General features: G+C 66.4%; 19 protein-coding genes. 8 read left to right on the top strand and 11 right to left on the bottom strand.

What is annotated here, in order from left to right; translation table 11 throughout:
* The first annotated feature begins 35 nt into the window (after positions 1-35).
* Positions 36-2,270: a phosphocholine-specific phospholipase C gene (locus EPAKOI_RS19420; protein ID WP_124686632.1), complete on the top strand. Its 2,235-nt coding sequence runs from the start codon at positions 36-38 to the stop codon at positions 2,268-2,270.
* Positions 2,271-2,445: 175 nt separating this feature from the next.
* Here the strand turns inward: EPAKOI_RS19420 and EPAKOI_RS19415 are convergent, their stop codons facing one another.
* Positions 2,446-3,405 carry a SphA family protein gene (locus EPAKOI_RS19415; RefSeq protein WP_423194342.1) on the bottom strand — a complete coding sequence of 320 codons (960 nt, stop codon included), beginning with the start codon at positions 3,403-3,405 and terminating at the stop codon, positions 2,446-2,448.
* A gap of 174 nt (positions 3,406-3,579) precedes the next feature.
* Positions 3,580-4,641 carry an SMP-30/gluconolactonase/LRE family protein gene (locus tag EPAKOI_RS19410; protein WP_124686634.1) on the bottom strand — a complete coding sequence of 354 codons (1,062 nt, stop codon included), beginning with the start codon at positions 4,639-4,641 and terminating at the stop codon, positions 3,580-3,582.
* Positions 4,642-4,884: 243 nt separating this feature from the next.
* Between EPAKOI_RS19410 and serA the strand changes: the two genes are divergently transcribed.
* Together serA and EPAKOI_RS19400 are read left to right on the top strand one after the other, a co-directional pair.
* Positions 4,885-6,090: a phosphoglycerate dehydrogenase gene (gene serA, locus EPAKOI_RS19405; protein ID WP_124686635.1), complete on the top strand. Its 1,206-nt coding sequence runs from the start codon at positions 4,885-4,887 to the stop codon at positions 6,088-6,090.
* Positions 6,091-6,261: 171 nt separating this feature from the next.
* Positions 6,262-7,239: a tripartite tricarboxylate transporter substrate binding protein gene (locus tag EPAKOI_RS19400; protein ID WP_124686636.1), complete on the top strand. Its 978-nt coding sequence runs from the start codon at positions 6,262-6,264 to the stop codon at positions 7,237-7,239.
* A gap of 69 nt (positions 7,240-7,308) precedes the next feature.
* Here EPAKOI_RS19400 and EPAKOI_RS19395 read toward each other — a convergent pair whose 3' ends face one another.
* The gene (locus tag EPAKOI_RS19395) at positions 7,309-7,632 is read right to left on the bottom strand and encodes a DUF4148 domain-containing protein (protein ID WP_124686637.1); all 324 of its coding nucleotides are present in this window, start codon (positions 7,630-7,632) and stop codon (positions 7,309-7,311) included.
* Between the two features lie 97 nt (positions 7,633-7,729).
* Entirely contained in the window at positions 7,730-8,227 is a 498-nt protein-coding gene (soxR, locus tag EPAKOI_RS19390) for a redox-sensitive transcriptional activator SoxR (protein ID WP_423194341.1), read from the bottom strand.
* 127 nt (positions 8,228-8,354) lie between these two features.
* On the opposite strand from soxR, the gene EPAKOI_RS19385 reads away from it, so the two are divergent.
* Positions 8,355-8,795 carry a RidA family protein gene (locus EPAKOI_RS19385; RefSeq protein WP_423194340.1) on the top strand — a complete coding sequence of 147 codons (441 nt, stop codon included), beginning with the start codon at positions 8,355-8,357 and terminating at the stop codon, positions 8,793-8,795.
* Between the two features lie 100 nt (positions 8,796-8,895).
* A complete protein-coding gene (locus EPAKOI_RS19380; protein ID WP_172966189.1) occupies positions 8,896-9,627 on the top strand; it encodes a PIG-L deacetylase family protein in 732 nt (243 codons plus the stop codon).
* A 62-nt stretch (positions 9,628-9,689) separates the two neighbouring features.
* Here EPAKOI_RS19380 and EPAKOI_RS19375 read toward each other — a convergent pair whose 3' ends face one another.
* The 4 genes from EPAKOI_RS19375 to EPAKOI_RS19360 form a co-directional block, all read right to left on the bottom strand.
* Positions 9,690-9,962: a hypothetical protein gene (locus EPAKOI_RS19375; RefSeq protein ID WP_313836724.1), complete on the bottom strand. Its 273-nt coding sequence runs from the start codon at positions 9,960-9,962 to the stop codon at positions 9,690-9,692.
* 12 nt (positions 9,963-9,974) lie between these two features.
* Positions 9,975-10,253 (bottom strand): hypothetical protein, encoded by a 279-nt coding sequence (locus EPAKOI_RS19370; protein ID WP_313836726.1) that lies wholly within the window; start codon positions 10,251-10,253, stop codon positions 9,975-9,977.
* A gap of 104 nt (positions 10,254-10,357) precedes the next feature.
* Positions 10,358-10,894, bottom strand: coding sequence for a BON domain-containing protein (locus EPAKOI_RS19365; protein ID WP_423194339.1), 537 nt, complete (start codon positions 10,892-10,894; stop codon positions 10,358-10,360).
* Positions 10,895-10,947: 53 nt separating this feature from the next.
* On the bottom strand, positions 10,948-12,081 hold the full coding sequence (locus tag EPAKOI_RS19360) for a hypothetical protein (protein ID WP_423194338.1): 1,134 nt from the start codon (positions 12,079-12,081) through the stop codon (positions 10,948-10,950).
* Positions 12,082-12,362: 281 nt separating this feature from the next.
* Here EPAKOI_RS19360 and EPAKOI_RS19355 point away from each other — a divergent pair, with 281 nt between their 5' ends.
* The gene (locus EPAKOI_RS19355; protein WP_423194337.1) at positions 12,363-12,713 is read left to right on the top strand and encodes a hypothetical protein; all 351 of its coding nucleotides are present in this window, start codon (positions 12,363-12,365) and stop codon (positions 12,711-12,713) included.
* A 219-nt stretch (positions 12,714-12,932) separates the two neighbouring features.
* Complete coding sequence (locus EPAKOI_RS19350) at positions 12,933-13,418, top strand: hypothetical protein (RefSeq protein ID WP_423194336.1); 486 nt, start codon at positions 12,933-12,935, stop codon at positions 13,416-13,418.
* 3 nt (positions 13,419-13,421) lie between these two features.
* On the opposite strand, the gene EPAKOI_RS19345 is transcribed toward EPAKOI_RS19350, so the two are convergent.
* From EPAKOI_RS19345 to EPAKOI_RS19335, 3 genes are all read right to left on the bottom strand, one after another.
* On the bottom strand, positions 13,422-13,961 hold the full coding sequence (locus EPAKOI_RS19345) for a malto-oligosyltrehalose synthase (protein ID WP_423194335.1): 540 nt from the start codon (positions 13,959-13,961) through the stop codon (positions 13,422-13,424).
* Between the two features lie 464 nt (positions 13,962-14,425).
* Entirely contained in the window at positions 14,426-14,899 is a 474-nt protein-coding gene (locus EPAKOI_RS19340; RefSeq protein ID WP_423194334.1) for a hypothetical protein, read from the bottom strand.
* On the bottom strand, positions 14,899-23,382 hold the full coding sequence (locus EPAKOI_RS19335; protein WP_423194542.1) for a hemagglutinin repeat-containing protein: 8,484 nt from the start codon (positions 23,380-23,382) through the stop codon (positions 14,899-14,901). The genes EPAKOI_RS19340 and EPAKOI_RS19335 overlap by 1 nt, the downstream gene beginning before the upstream one ends.
* A 320-nt stretch (positions 23,383-23,702) precedes the next feature.
* Between EPAKOI_RS19335 and EPAKOI_RS19330 the strand changes: the two genes are divergently transcribed.
* Positions 23,703-24,008 carry a hypothetical protein gene (locus EPAKOI_RS19330; protein WP_313836730.1) on the top strand — a complete coding sequence of 102 codons (306 nt, stop codon included), beginning with the start codon at positions 23,703-23,705 and terminating at the stop codon, positions 24,006-24,008.
* Positions 24,009-24,098 lie beyond the last annotated feature (90 nt).

Raw genomic sequence — 24,098 nt, 5'->3', positions numbered from 1 at the left:
CCGCACCGCCACCAACCCTTGCCCGTTTCCAGAACATGACATCCCGCCGCAAATTCCTGCAGGCCAGCGCCGGCGCCGCCTTCTCGGCCGCAGCCCTCGCCACCTTTCCGCCCAGCATCCGCCGCGCGCTGGCCATTCCGGCCAGCAACGTCACCGGCACCATCATGGACGTCCAGCACGTCGTGATCCTGATGCAGGAAAACCGCTCGTTCGACCACTACTTCGGCACGCTCATGGGCGTGCGCGGGTTTGGCGACCGCATCACGATCCCGATGCCGAACGGCCGCAAGGTCTGGCAGCAGGAACGCGCCAACGGCACGCTGATCACGCCGTACCACCTGGATGACCAGGCCGGCAACGCCCAGCGCGTGTCCGGCACCCCGCACGCCTGGGCCGACAGCCAGCAGGCGTGGGACAACGGCCGCATGTCGCGCTGGCCCGTGGCCAAGACCGACACGTCGATGGGCTACTACAAGGAAAAGGAAATCCCGTTCCAGTTCGCCCTGGCCAACGCGTTCACGATCTGCGACGCCTACCACTGCGCCATGCACACGGGCACCGACGCCAACCGCTCGTTCCACATGACCGGCACCAACGGCGCGATGCCGCAGGGCGTGGCCTTCGTCAACAACGAGTGGGACGCCATCAACGGCACGGCCGGCGACGCCAACACCGGCTACACGTGGAAGACCTACGCCGAGCGCCTGGAAGAGGCCGGCGTGAGCTGGATCAGCTACCAGAACATGCCCGACGAATGGGGCGACAACATGCTGGGCGCGTTCCGCACGTTCCGCCAGGCCAACCTGAACTCGGGCTTCCCGGTGTCCAGCGGCGGCGCGCCGGGCGCCCCGTACAACAACACGGGCCAGGCGCTGCCGTACCACGCCTACAACGCGGCCACCGACAACGCGGCCAATCCGCTGTACAAGGGCATCGCCAACACGCTGCCGGGCGCGCAGCCGGAGCAGTACCTCGATGCGTTCCGCCGCGACGTGATGAACGGCACGCTGCCGCAGGTGTCGTGGATCAACGCGCCGTCGATCTATTGCGAGCATCCGGGGCCGTCGAGCCCGGTGCAGGGGTCGTGGTTCCTGGCCGAGGTGCTGGACGCGCTGACCGCCAACCCCGACGTCTGGAGCAAGACCGTCCTGCTGATCAACTTCGACGAGAACGATGGCTACTTCGACCACGTGCCGTCGCCGTCGGCCCCGTCGCGCAACGTCGACAAGAGCTACGCCGGCAAGACCACGCTGTCCGAGGACGACCTCAAGGCCGAGTACTTCGACCACGGCCCGCCGGCCGGCAGCACCAGCCAGCCGGCCAAGGACGGCCGCGTCTACGGCCCGGGCCCGCGCGTGCCGCTGTACGTGATTTCGCCGTGGAGCCGGGGCGGCTGGGTCAACTCGCAGGTGTTCGACCACACGTCGGTGCTGCGCTTCCTGGAAGCCCGCTTTGGCGTCAAGGAGCCGAACATCAGCCCGTACCGCCGCGCCGTCTGCGGCGACCTGACCAGCGCCTTCAACTTCAAGTCGCCGAACACCGAGCCGCTGCCCGCGTTCAGCGGCCCGTCCACGCGCACCCAGGCCGACCAGATCCGCGCCGCGCAGCAGGCCCTGCCGCAGGTGCCGGTGCCGCGCGACATGCTGCTGCCGCAGCAGGCGCAGGGCACCCGGCCGTCGCGCGCGCTGCCCTACGAGCTGCACACCAGCGCCCGCTGCCACGCCAGCGGCCAGGTGGAACTGGTCTTCGCCAACACGGGCGGCCAGGCGGCCGTGTTCCACGTGTACGACGTCAACAAGCTCGACCGCAACCCGCGCCGCTACATGGTAGAAGCCGGCAAGACGCTGACCGACAGCTGGGACGCCGCGCTGGACAACTTCGGCAAGTACGACCTGTGGGTGCTCGGCCCGAACGGCTACCACCGCCGCTTCACCGGCGACGTCAAGACACTGGGCGCGGCGCAGGCAGCGCCCGAGATCCGCGTCTGCTACGACATCGCCAACGGCAACGTCTACGTCGACCTGATGAACCAGGGCGCCAGGCCGTGCACGTTCACGGTCACGCCGCTGGCCTACCGGACCGACGGCCCGTGGAAGGCTGACGTGGCCGCCGGCGGCACGTCGACGCTGGACTGGAAGCTGGCCGACAGCGCCCAGTGGTACGACTTCGCGGTCACGTGCAGCAGCGACCCGACGTTCTACCGCCGCTTTGCCGGCCGCGTCGAAACCGGCCGCCACGGCATCAGCGACCCGGCGATGGCATTGGGTTGAGCGTGGATTGAGCTGATGGGTTTCTCCCCTCTCCCGCTGGGAGAGGGGCTTCGGGAGAGGGCGTCGAGGTTCTGCTTGCCGAGTGGTGGTGGCAACTTGTACCGCCGGCCCTCACCCCCGGCCCCTCTCCCGCGCGCGGGAGAGGGGAGAAACCCTCAGCTTGAGATGCGGGCTGTCAGAACACCAGCGTCGCCGTGGCCAGGAAGGTTGATGTGCCGTCGAGCCGGTTCTTGCTGGCGACGGTTGGCACCCAGCGCAGGCTGAACGACAACGGATGCTTGCCGGCCAGCCTGGTGTCGTAGGTCACGATCGGGCCGATCGCGAAGTCGTGGCCGCGAAAGCCGTTCAGGCGGTCGGCCACGGGGCCGGTATCGTCGCCAAGCTGCTGGACCGTGCCCATCACCACGCCGGCGCCCCAGGCGCCGAATTTCTTGACGCCCATGACGTCCAGCGTGAACAGCGGCGCGTTCTGGTAGTCGGTGGCGCTGTTGCGCGTGTAGAACTGGAACGCGGCCACCGCGTTGAATTCCAGCCCGTACTGCGGCATCAGGTGGGTGAATGCCACCTGCGGCACGAAGGTCCAGGTGTTCAGGCCCGGGTTGGCCAGCGCGTTCTTGTCGTACTGGCCGGTCGGGGCCCAGATGTTGAAGCTCAGCGCCATATGGCTGGTCTTCGAGAAGTGATAGCCGGCGATGACCGGCGCCAAATAGATGTCGTAGAGGTTCGACGCCCGGTCCGAGCTGCCGCGCGAGAACGCGCCGTTGGCGCCCGTGAAGGCCGTGGTGGCATGCACCGACGTCCAGACATAGGGCAGCGTGAAGCTCGTGGCAAAGTTCCAGGCGCCCGGGCCGGTGTTCCAGACCTTCATTACCGTTGCCAGCGTCAGCGCCAGCTTGGCGTCGATGCCGGCCGTGGTGCGTCCGCCGATGGCTACCTCGCGCCCGCCGCTGACCGACCCGTCCAGGTAAAGCTGCTGGAGGTTGCCGATCCAGACCGGCTGGTCCGGGATCACCCCCACGTTGGGCGACACGCTGGTGCCGGCCACCGGCCGCCCGAGCGCGCCTTCGGTGGCCTGCGCGGCCAGCGGTGCCAACAGCCCGGCGGCCGCCAGGGCGCCCAGACATGCGCGTTTCATGAAGGTCTCCTCGTGGGTGCGGGCAAGCCCGCCTGGACGGTGGCGAATGCCGCATCGTCGCAGATTCCACGCGGATTGGAAGTCAGTTTTCTCGGTGGGTGATTTCAATAGTTTTTGTCAGCGCCGGCGGCCCCGGCGGCCACGTATCGGCCGCCGACGACGCGCCAGTCAGACTCAGACCGCGCCGCGTGTTTCCACGTACAGCGCGTACACCGAATGGCTGCTGGCCATGTACAGGCGGTTGCGCTTGGGCCCGCCGAAGCACAGGTTGGGGCAGCGCTCGGGCAGGTGGATATGACCGATCGCCTTGCCCTGCGGGTTGAACACGCGCACGCCATCGAGCTTGGCCGGGTCCGCGCCGGGCGCCCCGCTGCTGCCCCAGCCGGCCCAGATGTTGCCGTCCACGTCGACCTTGAAGCCGTCCAGCGCGCCGGGGCCGTTGGCATCGATCACGCGCGTCTTGCCGCTCAGTTGGCCGTCGGCGCCCACGTCATAGGCCCACATCACGCGGTACGGCTGCGCGCGGGACTCGATCACGTACAGCTTGCGCTCGTCGGGCGAGAACGCCAGGCCGTTGGGGCCGTTCAGGTCGGCGATGACCTGCGTCACGCTGTTGTCCTTGGGGTCGATGCGATAGACCGCGTGCGGCAGTTCCGACGCGGCCTTGTCGCCCTCCCAGTCGCCGGCGATGCCGAACGGCGGGTCGGTGAACCACAGCGAGCCATCGGACTTGCAGACGATGTCGTTGGGCGAGTTGAAGCGCTTGCCCTGGTAGCGGTCCGCCAGCACCGTGATCGAGCCGTCGTACTCGGTGCGGGTCACGCGCCGCGTCAGGTGTTCGCAGCTCACCAGCCGGCCCTGCCGGTCGCGGCAGTGGCCGTTGGTGAAGTTGGCCGGCGACCGGAACACGCTCCACTGATTGGTCGTTTCGTCGAACTTGATGATGCGGTTGTTCGGAATGTCCGAGAACAGCAGGTAGCGGCCATCGGCAAAATACACCGGCCCCTCGACCCAGCGGAACCCGGTGGCCACCTGCTCCACGGTGGAGCTGAACAGGCGGTACTTGCCAAAGCTCGGGTCCAGGATCTCGACGGCGGGGTCGGGGTAGCGCTGGGCCGGCTTGAATTCGAAAGCCTGGGCCAGGGCCTGGCCGCTCGCGGCGGCGGCGCCAAGGGCCGCGCCGGCCTTGAGCCACTGGCGGCGGCGGGTATCGACGTTGGACGGATGCGATGCCATGCGGTCTCCTCTTTGGGATGCCGGACGGGTGCGTTGGAGGGCGCGTCCAGCGTCGTTATAGTTGTCCGACATCCTATGAGAAAGTGCGCCGCGTGACAAGCACTTGTATGACGACTAGCCGGTCCCTATGGCTTGCCCATAACCCCAGCACGGGAAAGGCTCGGTGCTATTGTCTGGTTGTGCGCGTCCGGGACAGGACGCCCGATCCGCCTTCTCAACTCCTCTGAAGCACGCCCTACCCTCATGGCAAGCGCTCTCCTGCTCGAAAACATCCACGCCAGCGGCCAGCAACTGCTGGGCCGCCATCAGATCGACGTCGCCACGCAATCGAAGGCGCTGGCCGGCGACGCCCTGCTTGCCGCCGTCCGCGACCACGACCTGCTGGGCATCCGCTCCGCCACGCACCTGGGCGCCGAACACTTTGCCAACGCCCAGCGGCTGCTGACGGTTGGCTGCTTCTGCATCGGCACCTCGCAGGTGGACCTCGGGGCCGCGGCCCACGCCGGCATTCCGGTGTTCAACGCGCCGTTCTCGAACACGCGCTCGGTGGCCGAGCTGGTGATCGGCCAGACCATCATGCTGATGCGCCGCATCCCCGAGAAAAGCCGCGCCGCGCACCAGGGCCAGTGGCAGAAGACGGCCAAGGGCTCGTTCGAGATCCGTGGCAAGACCATGGCCGTGATCGGCTACGGCAATATCGGCGCCCAGGTGGGCATCCTGGCCGAGGCGATGGGCATGCGCGTGGTGTTCTACGACGTCCGCCCGCGCCTGTCGATTGGCGGCGCGGTGCCGATGCACTCGCTCGAAGACGCGCTGGCGGCGGCCGACGTGGTGACGCTGCACGTGCCCGCCACGCCCCAGACCCGCAACCTGCTTAACGCCAAGGCGCTGGCCGCCATGCGGCCGGGCAGCATCCTGCTCAACGCGTCGCGTGGGACGGTGGTCGATATCGACACGCTCGCCGCGATGCTCGACAGCGGCCACATCGCCGGCGCCGCCATCGACGTGTTTCCGGAGGAACCGCGCAGCAATACCGATCCGTTCGTCACGCCGCTGCAAGGGAAGCCGAATGTGATTCTGACACCGCACGTGGGCGGCAGCACCGAGGAAGCGCAGGAGAACATCGGCGTCGAGGTGGCCACCAAGCTGGCCAACTTCCTGGAAACAGGGGCGACGATCGGCGCCGTGAACCTGCCGCAGATCCAGCCGAACCCGCTCGATTCCCCGGCGCGGGTGCTCAACATCCACTACAACCGGCCCGGCACGCTGTCGCACCTGAACCAGGCGCTGGCCGAGATTGGCGCCAACATCGAGGCCCAGCAACTGCAGACCGAGGGCGACATCGGCTACGTAATTACCGATATCAGCCTGGTGCCGCCGGCCGGCTGGGCCGACACGCTGATGCAGCACGAGGCATTCATCCGCTCGCGCGTGATTGTGAACAGCTAGGCCAGCCCGCCCGCATGCAATGCAGGCTACGCATGCGGGCGATGAAATCGGTGGATAAGCGCGCGACCTGCGCAAAGTCCCGATGGCGAGGCGTCTCCGGGGTTGTCATACTGGCCAAACAACCTCGCAGACCGGACATGACAGATCCGGCAGACAACCCAGGAGACCCTCATGCAACGACGACGCTTGCTTGGCGCCGCGCTGGCCCTGTCCGGGCTGACGCTGGCCGCCGCCGGCCCCGCCCTGGCGGCCGACGAATTCCCCACCCGTCCCATCCGGCTGATCGTGCCCTACGGCGCGGGCGGCGTGACCGACCAGGTGGCACGCGCGCTGGCCGATGCCGCCGGACGCGAGCTGGGCCAGTCCATCGTGGTCGAGAACAAGCCCGGTGTCAGCGGCACGCTCGGCGCCACGCAGATGGTGACCACCGAGCCGGACGGCTACACGCTCAGCATGGCGCCCGTGGTGATCTTCCGGCTGCCGCACGTGCAGAAGATGCGCTACGACCCGCTCAAGGACCTGACGTACGTGTCGATGATCGCGGACTACAACTTCGCGGTGGCGGTGCGCAAGGACGCCAAGTGGCAGACGATGCAGGAGCTGATTGCCGACGCCAAGGCCGACAAGAAGGGCATCAGCTACGGCACCACCGGCATCTACGGCAGCCAGCATCTGACGATCTCGGAACTGGCGCGCGTCACGCAATCGAACTGGACGCACGTGCCGTACAAGGGCGACGCCGAGGCCATCACCGCGCTGCTGGGCGGGTCGTCGGACGTGGCCGTGCTGTCGAACACGCTGCTGCCGTACGTGCAGAACGGCCAGATGCGCGTGCTGGCCACGCTGTCGGAGAAGCGGGCGGCCGATTTTCCGAACGCGCCGACGCTGAAGGAGATCGGCTATCCGGTCTGGTCGAATTCGCCGTTCGGCATCATCGGCCCGGCCAACATGAAGCCGGCCGTGGTCAAGCGGCTGGACGACGCCTTCCGCACCGCGCTCAAGGACCCGAAGTTCCTGACCGTGACGCGCCAGTACGGCATGGACACCAACTACATGGGCCCCGACCAGTACGCCGCCTACGCCCAGAAGGCGTTCAAGACCGAAGGCGAGATCATCCGCCGGCTGGCCGACGCGATGAAAAACCAGTAGCGCCCGGCCGCGCCGGGGAGGCGGCGGCCGGGCGCGGGACGCGGCAGGGTCATGGCAAGCCGCTCCGGGTCAGGCTCCGTCGTAGAACGCGTTGCGCGGCAGATCGATGCGCGGCACCGTGTTGGCGGCGTGCATGCTTGCCATCGGCTGCACCGTTTGCACCGGCTGCTTCACGCCCTGTTCGGCCGCGACCTTGGCCTCGGCGCGCTGCAGGTCGACCGGATAGTCGTCGTCATTGCGGCCTGGCTGGTAGCCGGCCTTTTCCAGCGCGATCAGGTCGGCCCGCACCTCGGCGCGGGTCACCGGCGCCTGGGCGCTCTGCACGCTCTGGGCGAACGACATTGCGGGGATTGCCACAATCGTGGCGCCAATCAGCATCTTCCATGTGTTCATGATTTGCTCCTTGTGTCAGCAGGGGTTGCGAACAAGCTGAATCATGGACGTCAAAGGCCAATCGGCTTTTTCAGTTCGCACGACGGTTGTTCCGTTGTCACGGTTCGCGGCGCGCGGCTCCCGGGCAGGCGCCGGGCTCCACGTGCGCGCCCGGGCCCTCGCCGGCCATCACATCCTGCGGATTGCGTAGCGGACACGCCTTCAGCGACAGGCAGCCGCAGCCGATGCAGCCGTCAAGCTGGTCGCGCAGCAGGGTCAGCATGCGGATGCGGGCGTCCAGGTCCTCGCGCCACGCGGCGGACAGCCGCCGCCAGTCGGCCACGGTTGGCGCCTTGCTGGCGGGCAGGTGCGCGAACGCGTCGGCGATCGTCGCCAGCGGCAGCCCCATGCGCTGCGCCACGCGGATGACGGCCAGCCGGCGCAGGATGCCGCGCGGATAGCGGCGCTGGTTGCCCGCGCTGCGGGTGCTGGCGATCAGCCCCTTCGATTCGTAGAAATGCAGCGCGGACACGGCAATGCCGCTGCGCTCGGCCACCTGGCCGATGGTCAGCGGGTCTTGCGCCCGCAGCTTCGGCGCGTCTGGTGTCTTGGTCATGGTCGTCATCGGAAAGCCCTTGCACCGCGCGATGGTATCGCAACCGCGCTTGACCTCAAGTGCGCTTGAGGTCTGATACTGCCGCGACGCCTTTCCATGGACCCTCACCCCTACCCAGGACCCTGCCATGCTGCTCGAATCGCCCCGCGCCCCCTATCTGCAGTTCATGAACCCGCCCGACCTGTACGACCCCCGGCTCAACGGCTATTCCCACGTGGCCGTGGCCACCCGCCCGGCCCGGATCATATTCGCCGCCGGCCAGGGCGGCGAGGACATGTGCGGCGGCCTGCGCGCCGACTTCGCGGCGCAGGTCAACCAGGCGCTGGCCAACCTGCGCGTGGCCCTGCAGGCCGGCGGCGCCGACATTCCGGACATCGCCAAGATCACGGTGCTGATCGTCGACCATTCGATGGAGCGCCTGGCCGTCTTCAGCCGGGCCTGGCAGGCGCTGCTGGGCGACTGGCCGGCGCCGCCCTGCACGTTGATCCCGGTGCCGCGGCTGGCGCTGGACGGCATGCTGTTCGAGATCGAGGCGGTCGCCGTGCTGCCCGAATCGCCGGGGGATTGATACCGCCGTTCGCCGGACCGGCACGCGGCTTGCAACTTTTCCGGTCATGCCCGGCTATACGGCCGGGTTGCCCTTCCTGACCGGCCGGAGTTGCAACCGTATGGAAATTCCACATCCCCTGACCATCATTTCGCCCCATCTGGAAGACGCGGTATTCAGTTGTGGCAGCCTGCTGGCCGCCAGCCGGCGCGCCATGGTCATCACCGTGTTCGCGGGATTGCCCGATCGCCACCAGCCCGCGCGGGCGCGCGACAGCGCGGCGGGCTTCACGTCCGCGCGGCAGGCCATGGAGGCCCGCCGCCAGGAAGACGCCCGCGCGCTGGCCACGCTAGGCGCCCAGCCCGTGTGGCTGGACTTTCTGTCGCAGGACGAAGGCCCGCGCTACGACCCGGTAACCATCGCCGTGCGGCTGGGCCGGCTGCTGGCGCTCCAGCCCGGCAGCACGATCCTGGCGCCAATGGGCCTGCGCCACGCCGACCACATGCTCGTCAATGCCGCGTGCATGCTGGTGCGTGAGGCCGCCTATGTCGACGTGCCCGAGACCGTGCCCAGCACGCACCCGACCGTCGCGTCATCGTTCCGCTGGATCTTCTACGAGGAAGCCATCCACCGCCGCGTGCCCGGCGCGCTGCAGAGCCGCATGGCCGGATGGTGGCAGGAGGGGCTGCTGGCGTCACCGGTGCACATGCCCGTTGGCGTGTTCACCGCGCAGAAGGCCCGCGCGGTGCAAGCCTACGAGAGCCAGCTAGGGCTGTTCTCGCCGGCACAGCTTGCCGACGTCTGCGCACCCGAGCGTTACTGGTCGCTCGACGCAGCCGATCTGGTGCGATAGCCGATGAACCAAGCCCAGGCCCCCGCGCGTGGCGGGGGCCCGGCATCGGATTGCTGCGTTGGTTACGGCCGCTTGGCCGGCGCCGTCTTCGGCGCGGAAGCGGGATAGTCGTAGGTCTGCGCCGCAGAGGCGCCCTGGTTCGACGCGGTGCCGCTGCCCGACTTGCGATGGCCGTCCTTCGACACACCCGTCGACGGCGCACCGGGCGCCACGTCCGACGCGGCCATGCCCGGCCCGCGATTATCGACCTTGGGCGTCTGGGTAGACGTCTGGGCGTGGGCCACGCCGTACATGGCCAGCAGCGCGATGGCGCTGGCAGCTATCGAATGTCGCATGGTGTCCTCCTCTCAGGAACGGTTGTCGACCGGCGGAGCGTCCGGGTCGCGGCTGCCGGGGTCCAGCAGGTCTTCGCTGCCCACGCCCGGCGGCATCTCGCCACGCTGCGGCTCGCGCGCGGTGGCGCGTTCCTCGTCGGCCGCGCGGCGGGTGGCCGTGGGGTCCCGTTCCTCGCGCGCTTCGGTGGGGCGGGTGCCGTCCGGCTGGGCGGCGCTGCTTTCCAGCGTGTCGTGGGCGCGCCGGCGGTCGCGGTTGCGGCGGCGACGGGTTCCTGCATAGGCGAAAGGCATGGCATCTCCTCGTTGGAATGGATGGTTGGCGGATGCACGTGCGGGGCGCCACGCGCCGGTCCGGTCAGCACAGGCCGACCAGACCGGCGCGGGCAAACGCGTCGTCAGCTACCCGACTTGCCCGGCGTCGAGCCGCTGCCGAGGCCACCCGACGTACTGCTGCTGCCCAGGCCGCTACTGCTGCCCAGGCTGCCGCTGCTGCCGGACGCACTGGACGCTGCGCTGGTGCCCTGGCCCGACAGACCCTGCGACTGGCCGCTGGTGCCGCTGGTGCGGCTGGTACCACTGGTGCCGCTGGCACCACCGCTGCCGCTGCCGCCCGATCCGCTGCCGGCCAGGCCGCCGGTGCGGCTGACACCCTGCCCGCCAGCCGAGCCCGATTCCCGCGAATCGCGCGAGTCACGCGATTCCCGCGCGACGCGGATCTGGTTGTGCACGTCCTTCACGCCGAACACGTCATCGACCATGTCCTCGATGCGGTACTTCTGCTGGCGATCCTGCACCGTGCCGCTCAGCGTCACCACGCCGCCCGAGACCGATACCTCCACCTCGCGCACGTCGACGCGGCTGGTCATCGCCAGCCGTTCGCACAGGTCCTCGCGGATGCGCTCGTCCGAGCGCTGGTAGCCCTTCGGCCCCACCCGCTGCGAGCGGCGCGCCGCTGCCGAACCACCCGCGCCGCCGTAGCCACGATTCAGGTCGCTGCGCTCGTCGGCGCCGGTAAAGTGTTCGTACGCGCGTTCGTCGGGGTCATAGCGGCCCCGCTGCTGCGTCCGCCCGAACCGTAGCCATAGCCGCCTGAGCGTTGCTCACGCCCGTAGGTCTGGCCGCGGAACTGCTCGCCGCCGCCCTGGCCGCTGCCATAGCGCTCGCTGCCGATGTCGGACTGGCCATAGCCGCCGCGATAGTGGGTGCGCATGTCGGCTTCGGATCCGGTCGGGCCCGACCAGTCGTCGCCCCAGGACTGGCCGCCACGCGACTGGCCGCCGCCCGCCTGGCCACCCTGGCTCCATTGCCCCGAGCGGCCGGACTGCCCCGATTGCCCGAACTGACCGGACTGGCCCGACTGGCCCGACTGGCCCGATTGCCACGACTGTCCGCCGCGCTGGCCACCCGACTGGCCGCCCCATGACTGGCCACGGCCCTGCGATTCACCGCCCTGCGACCAACGACCCTGCCCTTCCCGTCCGCGCTCCCAGCCACCTTGCCGCTGGGATTGCCCGCCGCGTGCCGGCTGGTCCCATGCGGCGCGGCCTTGTCCCCATTCATCGCGCTGGCTGCCTTGCTGGCTCGACCATTCGCTGCCCCGGCCTTCCTGATGCCAGTCGCCCCAGCGCTCGCGTTCGTCGTGCTGCGACTGCGATCCATAGCGCTCGCGTTCGCCGCGCTGCTGGCCCTGCTGCCCGCCGGCCGACTGTCCGCCGCGCCGTTGCTGGTCGCCTTCGCCGTATTCGCCGTAGCGGCCCTCGCCGTAGCCTTCCTCGAAGCGGCGGCCCTGGCCTTCATAGCCGCCGTAGCCGCTGGACTGCGACACCGGCGACGATCCCGATCCCGACGTGCGCTGGCCGCCCCAGCTGCTGCCGCCGGCCTGCTGGCCGCTGCCCTGCCAGTCGCTGCCGGCGCCGGGCTGCTGGCTGCCACGCCCCTGCCCTTCGCTGCCGCCCTGCTGGCGGTGCGTCAGCCAGTCGCTGCCGCTGTACGCCTCCTGCTGGCGCTGGCGGGAACCCTGGCTTCGGCGGTCGTCACGGTCTTCCCGATCCTCGCCCTGGCTGCCGTAGCCGCCCTGGCGGTCGTCGTAGTCACTGTTCCTGCTATTCCCCTGGTTCATGAGCGTCTCCAGTACGTGGGTCAATACAGGGGAGGCGACGCAAGTTCCATACCGCTGCGGCGCGCGAGCGCGGAGTGCGCGCTGCCACCGCCCGCGGCGCGTCCCATGCGCCGCGCGGCACGCGGCCGGCGCGGACCGATTTACATCGGCATATAAATCCTGCCAACGTCCACCACATGTTGTAGTCAACGACCTACAGGGGTTTCAGTCGGGCCCTCCTGAGCGGGCGGGTGCGCGGGACATATCGTGAAGTCACCGCCACCATTCCTTGGAGACGTACGATGAAACGCTTGCTTGCTATCACCGCCCTCGCGGTCAGTTCCGCCCTCTGCGTGCCTGTCATGGCACAACAGGCCCCTGTCTCGCCCAACGCACCGAACCCCAGCGCCCCGCCGGCACCGGAAGGTCCGTCGACCCAGCGCGGCAGCATGGGCACCACCACCACGCCGGGTGGCAGCGGTGCCATGACGTCCGATTCGACGATGCAGCACGACTCGATGAAGTCGTCCAAGCCCAAGAACACGGGCCAGCGCGCCAAGAAGCCGCGCGAACAGAACGCATCGCCCACGGCCACGCCGACCGCGCCTTCGGGCCCGAAGGGTGATTCGCCGGACCCGGTGCCGAAGCAGTAACCATCGGTCCACGCAGCGGACCTGACTTTCCCCGATGTGCCGCGCGCGCATCGGCGGTCCGCACGCGGCGCGCCGCACGCAGCTCTCCGGGGCGGCGCGCGGCGCGTTTTTTGCTTCTCCCCGTGGCTGGACTGCAGATTTTTCACAACGGACACGGGCTTGAAACGCTGGCCTCCGGGCGTGCGTCGCCTACATTGAATGCATGAACCGGAGACGGACATGGAAGGACTGAACACCTCGCTGGCGCGGCTCGGCCGCCATGCGATGCAGTGTGCGGAGGCGCTGTCGGCGGTGGCCGCCGCCGCGTCGGACCCGCAGATGCGGGCGGTGTTCGCGCACCGCGCCAACATGCAGCGCTGTGCGGCGGTGGAACTGGCGGCGCGCGCAGGCGCGGCCGGAGAAGGGACGTCGGCGCCGCTGCCCACGGTAGGCAGGCGTCGCGACCCACAGCAGATGCTGCCCCCGTCAGAAGCCGGCGAACTGCCGCTGGTGCGCTATGCGGCCCAGCAGGCCGGACGCGCCGCCGCGGCCTATGGCGAACTGCTGCGCGCCCCGCAGATCGAGCCCGAACTGCGGCTGCTGCTGGCCCACTACTACCGGGGCGCGACCGAATTGCAGCGTCTGCTGGAGCAGCGCGCGATGGAGTTCGGCTCGGCCCGCACCGCCGGCATGGCCGCACGGCGCGCCACGCCGCCGATGCACTAGCCGTCAGACCTGCCCCGCCGGGGCCCGCAGCGCGGCCTGGCGCCGTGCGGTCAATTCCTGCTGCGGCTGGTAAGGACGAATCACCACGGCGACATAGTCCTGGTCATCGGGATTGACGACCAGATAGACCAGCCCGGACATCACCAGCGCCACCTCGCCCAGCTGCGCGGCCACGCGCGCCGCCACGAAGTACTGCAACAGGTTTGGATCCACGGACGTGTCGATGGCCCGCGCCGCCGTGCAGATGGTCATCATGCACTGCTCCACCGCGCGGCACACCACGATCACTTCATCGAGCGCATGGCCGGTCTGGGCCGCCCGGACCAGCACGGACACGCCCTGGCTGGTGTGGGCCCGATGCCAGCCGGGCTTGGCGGCAAACTCGGGCAGCGTCAGCTTGGCCCCGGCCTCCTGGGCCGCGACGTTGAATTTCTGCGCAAAGTCGTGCGGGCTGATCGACAGCAACTGCTTTTCGACGGGCGTGGACGATACGGCCACGGACGATGCCACGCTGAGGGTGGCCAGGACGGCAGTGAGGTTCATCGCTTGTCTCCCACGCACGATGCTTCCCTTGCTTCAGCAATAGCCGTTCCAGCCCGCTGGCGGGCAGTGCGGCGCCGGTCCCCTGGCTTCCACTATAGGTCTCTGACCAAGATAAGACGGGACTGCCGCTATAAGCCTGGAAACAGTGACCGGCAATCCAGACTTCACCGCAACAGGGCAGTCCTGTTGTTTCCCCTTTTTGTTGCAAGTGTCTAATAGCGCTCTCCCCGTGCGTGCCGATGTGTCGTTTAGCCACTCAGGCGCCACGTTCCGCACGGTGGCCGCTTTGTTTGCATCTAATCCCGGGAATGTAACCTTCAGGTGTTTGTCGGTGCATCATGGATGACCGACGTAGCCGGTTTCATGATGCGTCTTCGTCGGCGAGTACGAGTCCGGCCAACCAGTTTTTCGTGCAAAACAGTTCGTGCCCACCAGACCCGCGTCGATAGTTACCGCGTTGATAATCAATTCGTAAGCTTCTCTAAGAACGATTTCAAATCTACGGTATAGCAAAATGGAACGCCATTACCCTCCCCCGACACTTCCGGACCTAACTCCCCGATCCCAATGTAGATTGCTGGAATCTTCACTCCCCGCATTCCAAAGCAAACCTCGTGGCGGTGTCGGTACTCGAACAGTTCGTCCAGTTGGTCATCCAGATAGGCATCAAAGTTTTCATATGTAGCCTCAATGGACTTGTAAATTGATCGGCCCCCTTCAACGAAGTTTGGAAGAGACTCACTTTCCATGTAAGCCCTGTTTTCGTTAAACCAACTTACCAGCTCGTCAAAATCCCAGATAATATCGAGAACGATGTGTTTCTTCTCGTTTTCTTGAACGGATAGAACAATCCGACCAACACGGTGGCCTGATGGAAACCCTAAGTCTGTTTCGGATCTATTCTGCAATGGGAAAAACTCAAGATTTAGGTCCCGCATCACTTTCCCTTGATAAGCTTCCCATATTCGACTCTATTAATATCGCCGCGTTGCAATAGTGTCCTCAAAACGCTTGTTGGAACTTCGTTGCCAGGAACTGGATAGCCATGCCATCCTCCCGCATTGTCAGGCTGGAATTCATACACTTTCCCGTCGGAAACGCCGTAACGCTGCTTTCCGCCCTGCACAGAATCATTCAGTACTTGCTGTGCTGCTGAATCTTCCAGATCCATGGGCGTACCCCAGCCTCCAACGTCGTGTTTCGGGCTAGGCACGTACTTTGGTGCGCCATTCCCACTACTGAAGATCGCCCCAAGCCCTTCAACAGTCTTTAGCGGATTAGGCAATATTCCGCCAACTACAGCCCCAATGGTATCTGCTGTATCGACGATCGGCTGGACAATTGGCTTCGACGTATTGTCTTTGGACTCATCTGGCGTTCCCGTGAGAGCGGCCTCGCTCGGGTCTGCTGGCTTGCCGGGCGCCTGGAACGGCTTCTGCGGCGTTGCCGGTCCCCAAGCGGGTAGAGCACCACCACTCTGCACGGGAGAAAGCTGATTGTTCTCGATCTCGAACGTCGCCCCGTTCATGGCCGCAGCAGCATTGCCACCAGTCGCACCGGCAACACCCGCCACCAGGCTCTGGATCGCATTCTCCCGCGCCTGCTTCTGCTCCGCGGTCATGCCATCGGTCGGGCTCAGCAGCGAGCCGAGCACCGATGCCGTGGCCGCACCCATGGCACCCGCCCCGCAACTCTGGCTGGCCGCAGCCGCGCCAGCGCAACCGACGATCGCATGCAGAGCCCAGCGTGCGGCTTCGGCCTCCGGCGTGCCCTTGCCCAGCGAATCCGCCAGTCCCTTAACCTCATTTGCCGCCAGCCCCTGCAGGTAGCCCACCGCTGCATTCTGGGCGAACTGGGCCGTGGAGCCCGTCACGTTGCCACTGGCCGCAGCCGTCAGGGCCGTCATCACCTGGCGGTAGCTGCCGCCTTGCCCCCATTTCGCGAGGTCATCGGCCTGCTGCTGCAGGGCGGCACGTTGGTCCGGGGTAGCGTTCGGGTCCTTGGCTGCGGCCTCGGCCGCCTTCTTGGCCGACTCCGCTTCGGTCGCCCGGTTGTTCAGGAAGATTCCCGACTCACGCTGCAAAGCGCCCACGATCTGGAAGTCCGCCTTGATTTCGCTTGCATTGAAGATCGGATTCAACGAGTTCGCGGTGTTCGTCGTATCGCGGTTCACGCTCGCCACCGTGTCATCCGCGCTCTTGCCGGTCAGTTCCTGTTGCTTGGCATCATTGCGAATCGTGATGTTGCCCCCGCTGATGCCACTTTGCGTGGTGCTGCTAGCGCTGCCCGACGCCGCGGCCACCATCGGCGGCGCGAACGAGGCGCCTTGGCCAGCCCCGCCTGTCGTCGGCAGATCAGTCCCCGGCACGGCGCCGGACCCAGCCGTGGCCGCCTCGCCACTCTGATTCACGCCGACCCCCGACTTGCCGCTACTACCGCCCGACGAATAGCCGCCGCCAATCCCAATGCTGCTGGCACTATAGTGAGCATGGTTCTGAATATCGGAGACAGTCAGCGTGTCGGTCGACAGGCTGTTCTTGTCCGAGGTCCCGCCCGCGATGACGGCGCCCTTGAGATCGGTGTTGCCCTTGACATCGACCTGGTAGCCACCGCTGCCGGCACGGATCGCGGTCTGCTCACCGACGCTTGCAAAGTCGCTATCCATCTTCTGCTGGCTGACGCTAGCGCTGCCCGAGAAGCCATAACCAACTGTCACGCTGCCGCTGGCCGACTGGTCCTTGCTGTGGTAGGTGCTGGTGTCCTGCAGGCTCTCCATATTCAGATCGCCGCCCACGTTGGCGACGACCTGCTTGCCAGATACCACGGTCCCCTTCAGGTTGGTGTCCCCACCGGACTCGATGGTGAGCGTGTTGCCCGCCGTGGCGTGGGTGTTGGTCCACGCCACGTCATTACCATCCGCATTGCCGCGTGCGGCGGCAGCGTTGGCCGTCACCCCAAAGGCGGCGCCGTTCGAGCCGTAGCTGACCGCAAGGCCCACGCCACCGGACATGCTCTTGCTGTTGCTATGCTGCTCGGCCGTGTTGGCCGCGGCCTGCAGATTGACCTGGTTGTCGGCCTTGAGCAGCAGATCGTTGCCAGCCTTGACGTCGCTGCCAATGATGTTGATGTTGCTAGCCTGGCCAGCACCGGTCGCCTGGATACTCACATAGCCGCCAGCGTTGACCTTGCTGCCAAGGGCGGTGGTACTGGTCTGCGTTTGCGTGCTGTGGCTCTTCGAGCCGCCCACCGTGATGCTCACGCTGATGCCGCCGGCTGCCTGTGGATCCTTGCTCACCGCATCGAAGGCGTTTTTACCCGCCAGACCGGTTGCCGCCCCGGCAAGCGCCTTCATGCGCGGATCGCTGGTCTGGCTTTGGGCCTGCGCCATCTGGGTGGCGGTCTGGGCCGCGGCAAGCACTGGATTGGACACGGCGATGGTCAAGCCACTTTGCTTGAAGTGGGTTTCCTGATCGGAACGCCAGGTATCCGTGGCGGCCTTGATATCGACCGTCTTGGCACGGATGTCCACATCGCCCTGCAGGGCCGTCACAGCGCTGCCGGTCTGCGCATAGCCCTCGCCAGCGCTCAGACTGACATTTCCACCGACGCTGCCAACCATGGAGCCGGTATGCGTCGTAGATTGCTCTGTCTTGGTCTGGTTGACCTGCTGCTTGCCGAATGTCACGGTGGCACCGCCGCCCGAGAACATGCCGGATTTCCGAGTCTCCTCGGACGTGGTGCTCGACGCGGTGCTTTGCGCCGCACCGATTGTCAGATTGCGATCAGCATGCAGGGCAACGTTGCCACTTCCCGCAATACTGGAACCCATGACGGTCAGATCCCGGCCGGCACTGGCGGCCACGCTGTCCGCCGATACGAGTGAGCCTACTGCGACGGTTTGCTGCTGGCTTGTCTGGGTGGTCGTCTGCTCCTTGGACAGGAAGCCCGAGTGCCGCGACTGGGACCAGCTCTCGGAGGTGTGCTGTCCGGTGACGGTACCGACGGTCACATCTCCCGTTGCAGCAAGCTTCGCAGCCCCACCACCACCGTTTGCGCCGCCCGTGGTGACCACAGAGCCGAGGATGGCGAGGTCGCCTTTGCCGCCGACGTCGGTCGGCACAGGCGCGATGCCGTTGGCTCGCAGGATGTTGCCGGCGACGGATTGCCCAGCACCCAGCGTGGCATTGTTCCCCGCTTGTACCGAACTACCACGTGCGGTCTCGTCGTAAGACGATTGGGTGAATTGAGACTGCTTGTTGCTGAATGCGCCGGCGTCGCGCGTATGCGTATCCATCGACGCGGTGACCGTGGTGTTGCGTCCAGCCAGCAGCGTTGCGTCTTCCCCGGCCTGGATCGCCGAGCCGCTCAGCGTGGCATCCCGACCCGCAACAGCCGTGACACTGCCGCCGGCCTGCACCAGGCTGCCAGCGCCTGCCGTGGCCTTGTCGTGCAGATGGTCCCGTCCGCCATGTGCAGTCGCATCTTGCGTCGTGGTCGTCGCAGCCGTGCCGAGGTTCAGATCGCGGCCAGCGCCGAGCAGTGCATCCTTACCGGCATTTACGCTACCGCCGGCCATGTTGATGTCGCGCCCGGCCAGCACACCCACATTGTTCGTCGCCGAGATCGTGCCCACCGTCCCTACGCCGGTCGCGCTGGCACTGTTGCCGTTGGACAGCGTGGTCGTGTTCGTGATGGTCTGAGCCACATTGATCACGTCCCGGCCTGCTGTCACGAGGGTATCCGTGCCAGCAATGCGCCCGCCCAGGTTTTGTACGTCCTGCTGGGCCTGCACCATAGTCGTACCGGTGCTGCCGATCTGCCCACGGTTGACGATGTTATTGCCCAGCACCTGCGTGGCCAGGTCTCCCACCAGCTTGCCGCTGTTCGTGACGTCGCCCGCGGCATTCAGGCTGACCTGGCTACCTGTCACCAGTGCGCCGGAACTCTGCAGGTCGAAGGTATGCGATTGCGCGAGATAGAGCTTTGGCACCAGCACGGATTGCTGCGTGCCATCGGGCAATGTCACATCCTGGCTGACCAGCCACACCATGTCCGTCGTGAGCTGGGCCATTTGGTCGGCCGTCAGGCCAATGCCCGGCGCCAGGTTGAACGCGCGGGCGTAGGCCACACCGTTGTCCATCAGCGCCTGATACTCGGTCAGGTTGTCGCTGTAGCCCGCCAGAAACGTACGGCCAGTCAGCTGTGTGACCTGGTCACGGATCAATTTTTCTTCGTAGAATCCATCGCCCAGCCGCTTTTGCGTCTTCATCGGGTCGAGCCCCAACTGACCGAGCATGTAGTCACTGGAGATGAACTTCGAATATTGCGTGAAGCGCGGATCGGTGGCGATCAGGTAGGTCGCCCCCGGCGCGCTCTGGTGGCGATACAGGCCGTTGGTGGGCAAGCGCAGGTTCGGAATGCCCCCTTGCGCGGTACTGAGTGTCTGCTGAGGCTTGCCCTGGGTTGCGCCACCGCCAACGCCGCTGCCGATGATGGTTTCACCCGAGCGGTTCACCGTCGTCACATCGATCGTTTGCGCGGTGGTCTGCACCGTCTGGTTGGCCGACGCAATGGCCGGAAGCGCCATGACCGTTGTCGGGGCCTGCGGCGTCGACGGATACGCCACATCCTGCCAATCCTGGCTGCCACCGGTGCGCTGGTGCCAGTAGAACGTGGAAGTTTCAGCGGTGCTTACCTTCTGCTGCAATGCCGTCCCGATATCCTGCACTCCACCGGCTGTAGCAACCCGCGTCAGATCCCCGCCAGCAGCCATGATCGAAGACTGGTTCAGAATGTTGCCGCCGCTGCTATTGATGCGGATGCTGCCGCCGGCCTGAATCTTGGCAGGGTCCGAGGCACTGATCAGTTCGTCGGTGGCCGTGGTGATGACGGTGGTCCGTGAGATCTCGTTGTAGTCGTGGCCGAAATTCGCCTGGCGCACCTCGTCAGGCCGGATGTGCTTGTTCGGGTCCCAGTCCGGCCAGAAGGTAATGCTGTAGGTGCCGCCGTTGTCCGTGATCGATTGGTAGTACTGGATCGGACTGGTCGCGATCGGACGCGAGCAGACGCCCGTGTCGACGTCACAGTTCGGCCCAGCGTAGTACCCCACATATTGCTCGATAGGCGACTGGGTGAACGACAGCGTCTGCTTGCCAGTGTCCAACCCGGTGACAGTCGATTTGTCCACCGTCACGGTAATTGGCGCACGCAAGGCATTCGTCTGCGGCGTGCTGACCTGAGCGTTGCTGGTATTCCAGGTCCAACCGGGGAAGGTAATACTTGTGTGGTTGTTGAGATCGCCGCCGGTGAGGCCGGCCTGCCAGAGGGTCAGCGTCTGGCTGGTCGAGGTCGGCGTGCCAGGCGCCGTCACGATGCTCGTGCGCGTGTTGCTGACCTGGGTAGCGGCAATATCGATCTCACCTTCGGCCTCGATGGTGGCTGAGCGATTCGTCAGGGCATTCGTCTGATTGACCAGAAGGCCGGTATTAGGGTCCCGCGTGCCATCCCGGGCGATCCGAAGATTGCCCGCGCCATAGAGCGTCGCGCCATCGAGATTCTGTACCGAGTTGCTGGCGTAGACGTGCAGGTTCTGGGCGGCCGCCATCAGGGCAGCGTCGCCGGTGTTGACGACGCCCGCGCCCTGCACGGTCACGTTGTTGCCGATGATGGTGCCGGTGTTGGCGGTCGTCGGACTGCTGGTCTGGACCGTGTCGCCCTCGATGCGGCCGGCATTGCTGAGCGAATGGGAGGCGCTGACTGTGGTGGTTGAACCGTTCATGCCCGCCCCGGCGGCATTGACGATATCTGCGCCTTGCACGGTCAGTCCGCCGACGGCGGCAAGCATTCCAGTGTTGTTCAAGGTGCCCGTCGCGGCCACACGCATGTCACCGTCGGCGCGCAGCTTGTTGGCCGCATCGTTGGCATAGTCTCCGGCAACGTCCAGGGACAGATTGCGCCCGGCGGCCATCTCCCCACTACCAGAGACAGCGCCCGCCACGGCAACGTCGTGGTTGGCCTTGACCGCACCGCCCAGGTTGTTCACCGACGCGACATTCACCCGGACGTTGGTGCCGCCGAGGATCTGACCGGCGGTGTTGTGAAGCGCAGCGCCAGCCTGATCCAGAGTAAGGCCCTTGCCGCCGTAAAGCGTGCCACCACGGTTATCCACCGCAGTGGACACATCCAGGTTCAATGCGCCGCCTGAAGCCAGCAACGCCCCGGTAGTGCCGTCTGTACTGTTCGCAAGCGTCTGGGCGTGGATAGTGACGTCGCCGTTGCCGCCGAGCCTGCCAGCGGTATTGGTGAGGGTGGTGTTCGCCGTGACCGTCGTCGTGCCGTCGCCAGAATTGCCGATCACGCCGCGCGTGTTATCCACGCTGGCGGCGCCCACCGCGAGCTTGCCGTGATCGCCGTTGGCTGCCAGCGTCCCGTCAGTGTTTGCAACGCCGCCATCGGCGCTCACGGACAGGTCGCCTTGGGTCTGTACGGAGCCGCCAGTGTTGTCCAGCGAGCCGCTGCGGACCGACAGGCCGGACTGACCGTACAGATTGCCCTGGCGGTTGTTGACAGTCCCCGTTACGGCCACGGCGAGTGCACCACCGGCCACCATGTTGCCGGCAGCATTGTCCAGTGACGTCGCATTAAGGGTCGTATTGCCCAATGCGCTGACCTGGCCGTGGTTCGTGATCGCGCCAGCAGCGAGTCGCACATTGCCATTGCCGCCAATCACGCCACCCTGGGCACCGTTGGCGGTCGTGCCCGCCACGTTTTTGAGCACACCGGAGGCTTGGATCGACAAACCGGCGCCGTCGAGCGATACGATGCGTCCGGCCGTGTTGTCGAGTGACGCAGCGTTGGCCGTCAGCGCGCCGCCAGCTTGCACCGTGCCCTGGATATTGTCGATGGCGCCTGTCGATGCAATCGTGGTGGCGCCTTGCGAGACAATCTGGCCCCCTCGGTTGGACACATTGCCGGCCGCGAGGGACGTCGCACCCTGGCTCGACATCTGGCCACGATCGTTGATGAGGGCACGCTGCGTCGCTGCGACCAGACCTGCGCCAGCGGCAACCGTGGCGCTCGTCAGATCCAGATCGCCCGCGCCCGCTTGCAAGTTGAGGTTGCCGCCCGCCGTCGTCTGGCTGCCTGCGAGGCTCACACCTGTACCCTGGAGCGTGGCATTGCCGCTCGCCTGGTTCCGGCCCGTTGCGGCCATCGCACCGCTGGTGGCGATCACTGTCAGGTCGGCGGGCGCGGCTGTGGTGCCATCCGCGTTCACGCCGGCCGCGAGGGTTCCCGTTGATGACACACTGCCGCCCGTGGCGTTCAGCCACTGCTGCGCGGCCAGCGTGCCGCTGTTCGACAGCACGCCGTCGGTGTTGACCGACACGCCTTGCGTGCCATACGTCGTTCCCGTGTTGTCGATCCCGTCGCGCGCATAGGCAACCAGGTTGCCGCTCGCGTTGGTCTGCCCGGCCAGGATCAGCTTGCCCTGGGCGGTCAGGGTCAGGTCGCCCGCTTGTGCTGCGGCAACGCCACGCAGCGAGACGCCCACGCCATTCTCGGTGGAGGCCAGCAGGATCTTGTTGGCGTACATCCCGCCAAGTTGGGCGACGTCGATTCCCATCGCCGGGGCAGCACCCGCGCCGGCAATCGGCGTAGCGACAAGCGTGTCGTGGTTGACCTGGTTGGCACCCACAATGACGTTCAGCTGGTTCGCGTACAATGCCGCATTGGCCTGCACCGCCCGAGCGATCAGGTCGACCTGATCGACGTTGGCGGCATTGAGTCCCTCGCCCTGGACCGTGATCTGACCACTGGTGACACGAAACGCATCCAGACTGCCGCTGCCCCCATACACGGGCACACCGGTGGTGAGCGTGGCACGGCTGGTATTGATGAAGCCAGCGCCATCTACAAGGATCCCGTTGGGGTTCGCCACGATCACTTCGCTGCGCGGCCCGGCAACCTCCAGATACCCCTGCATTTGGCTCGGCAGCGTGCTCGTGATCTGATTGACGATGATCCGGGCGGAGCCCCCGGGCAGCAGGTTGGGATTGCCGTTGATATACCCGGCCTGCTGGGTCGCCGTGATGGTCGGGGAATTATTGAGGATGACGCCCGCCTTCGGTACGTCGAATTGAGTGTAGGCGTTCGTGGACACGCCGGCAGCCGACGGCCGCGTGATATTGACTTGCGGCAAGCCATTCGCTGTCTGCCCGACCGTCGGCCCGTTTGCGCCAGCGTTCGGATCCGCCACCACCTGGGCCAAGCTCTTCGTTGGCAAGCCCAGCGCCATCCAGACCGAAAGCACCAGCGCCGGCAGCGTGAAACGCACGGTGTGTGTCTCGCTGGCCCTCGTCTTCGCCTCGCCGCCGCCGTTGCGTCCTTCGTCCTGGCTCTGGGCGGATTCCTGGACCGCCATCAGCATGCGACGGTGCCGGTTGAAAACAACTCGATAGCAACAGCAGTTCATATTCTCGGTCGGGTGCAGGGGCACAGGTTGAAGCGCACTCTAACCGGGAACTTGAGCGGCAAATCTTAGTAGAACTCAAACTTTGTCAATTCTACAAATTCGTACTTATCCTATATACGTCAAGCAGTTTGACGTGATTACGGCAGCCTGCGCGACGGTCGACGGCGGCCGGATGACCGAAGGCCGAGAGGCGTCCGCCACGGCGCCGCTGCAACTGGCATGCAACTTGCCGCCTCCTGCTTTCAGATCGACACGCAAAAGGAGCCACGATGAGCAAGACCACCCGACAAGGACGCCCTGAAGCCGCCGCACCGGACGTCGACCCGAGCGAGACCGAGAGCATTCCCAGCACGCTGGACCCGACGCTCGACCCGGAGACCACCGAGGAGCTGGAACGCGAGATCGGCGATATCGCGCCGGAGAATCACGAGCCGCCCGAGGACGAGATTCCCGAGGAAGCGATCTTTGAGGAAGTGCGCCGCGCCGCCGAGGAATTGCCGGCCGACACGCCCGTGGACCGTGCCGACCAGACCGACAAGCGCATGGAGAATCCGCCCAGCGGCAGCGACCTGTAGCCGGGCGCCGCCCCGCAAAAAAGCCCCGGCCAGGCCGGGGCTTTGTCCATGGCGCGCGGGTGGTCCGCGGGCGCCCGTGCGGCGGCCAGG

Origin of the sequence: Cupriavidus sp. H18C2 (assembly GCF_049393795.1) — a bacterium.
GTDB classification, from domain to species: Bacteria; Pseudomonadota; Gammaproteobacteria; order Burkholderiales; family Burkholderiaceae; genus Cupriavidus; species Cupriavidus pauculus_C.
This window is presented reverse-complemented; position numbering and strand designations above follow the sequence as displayed.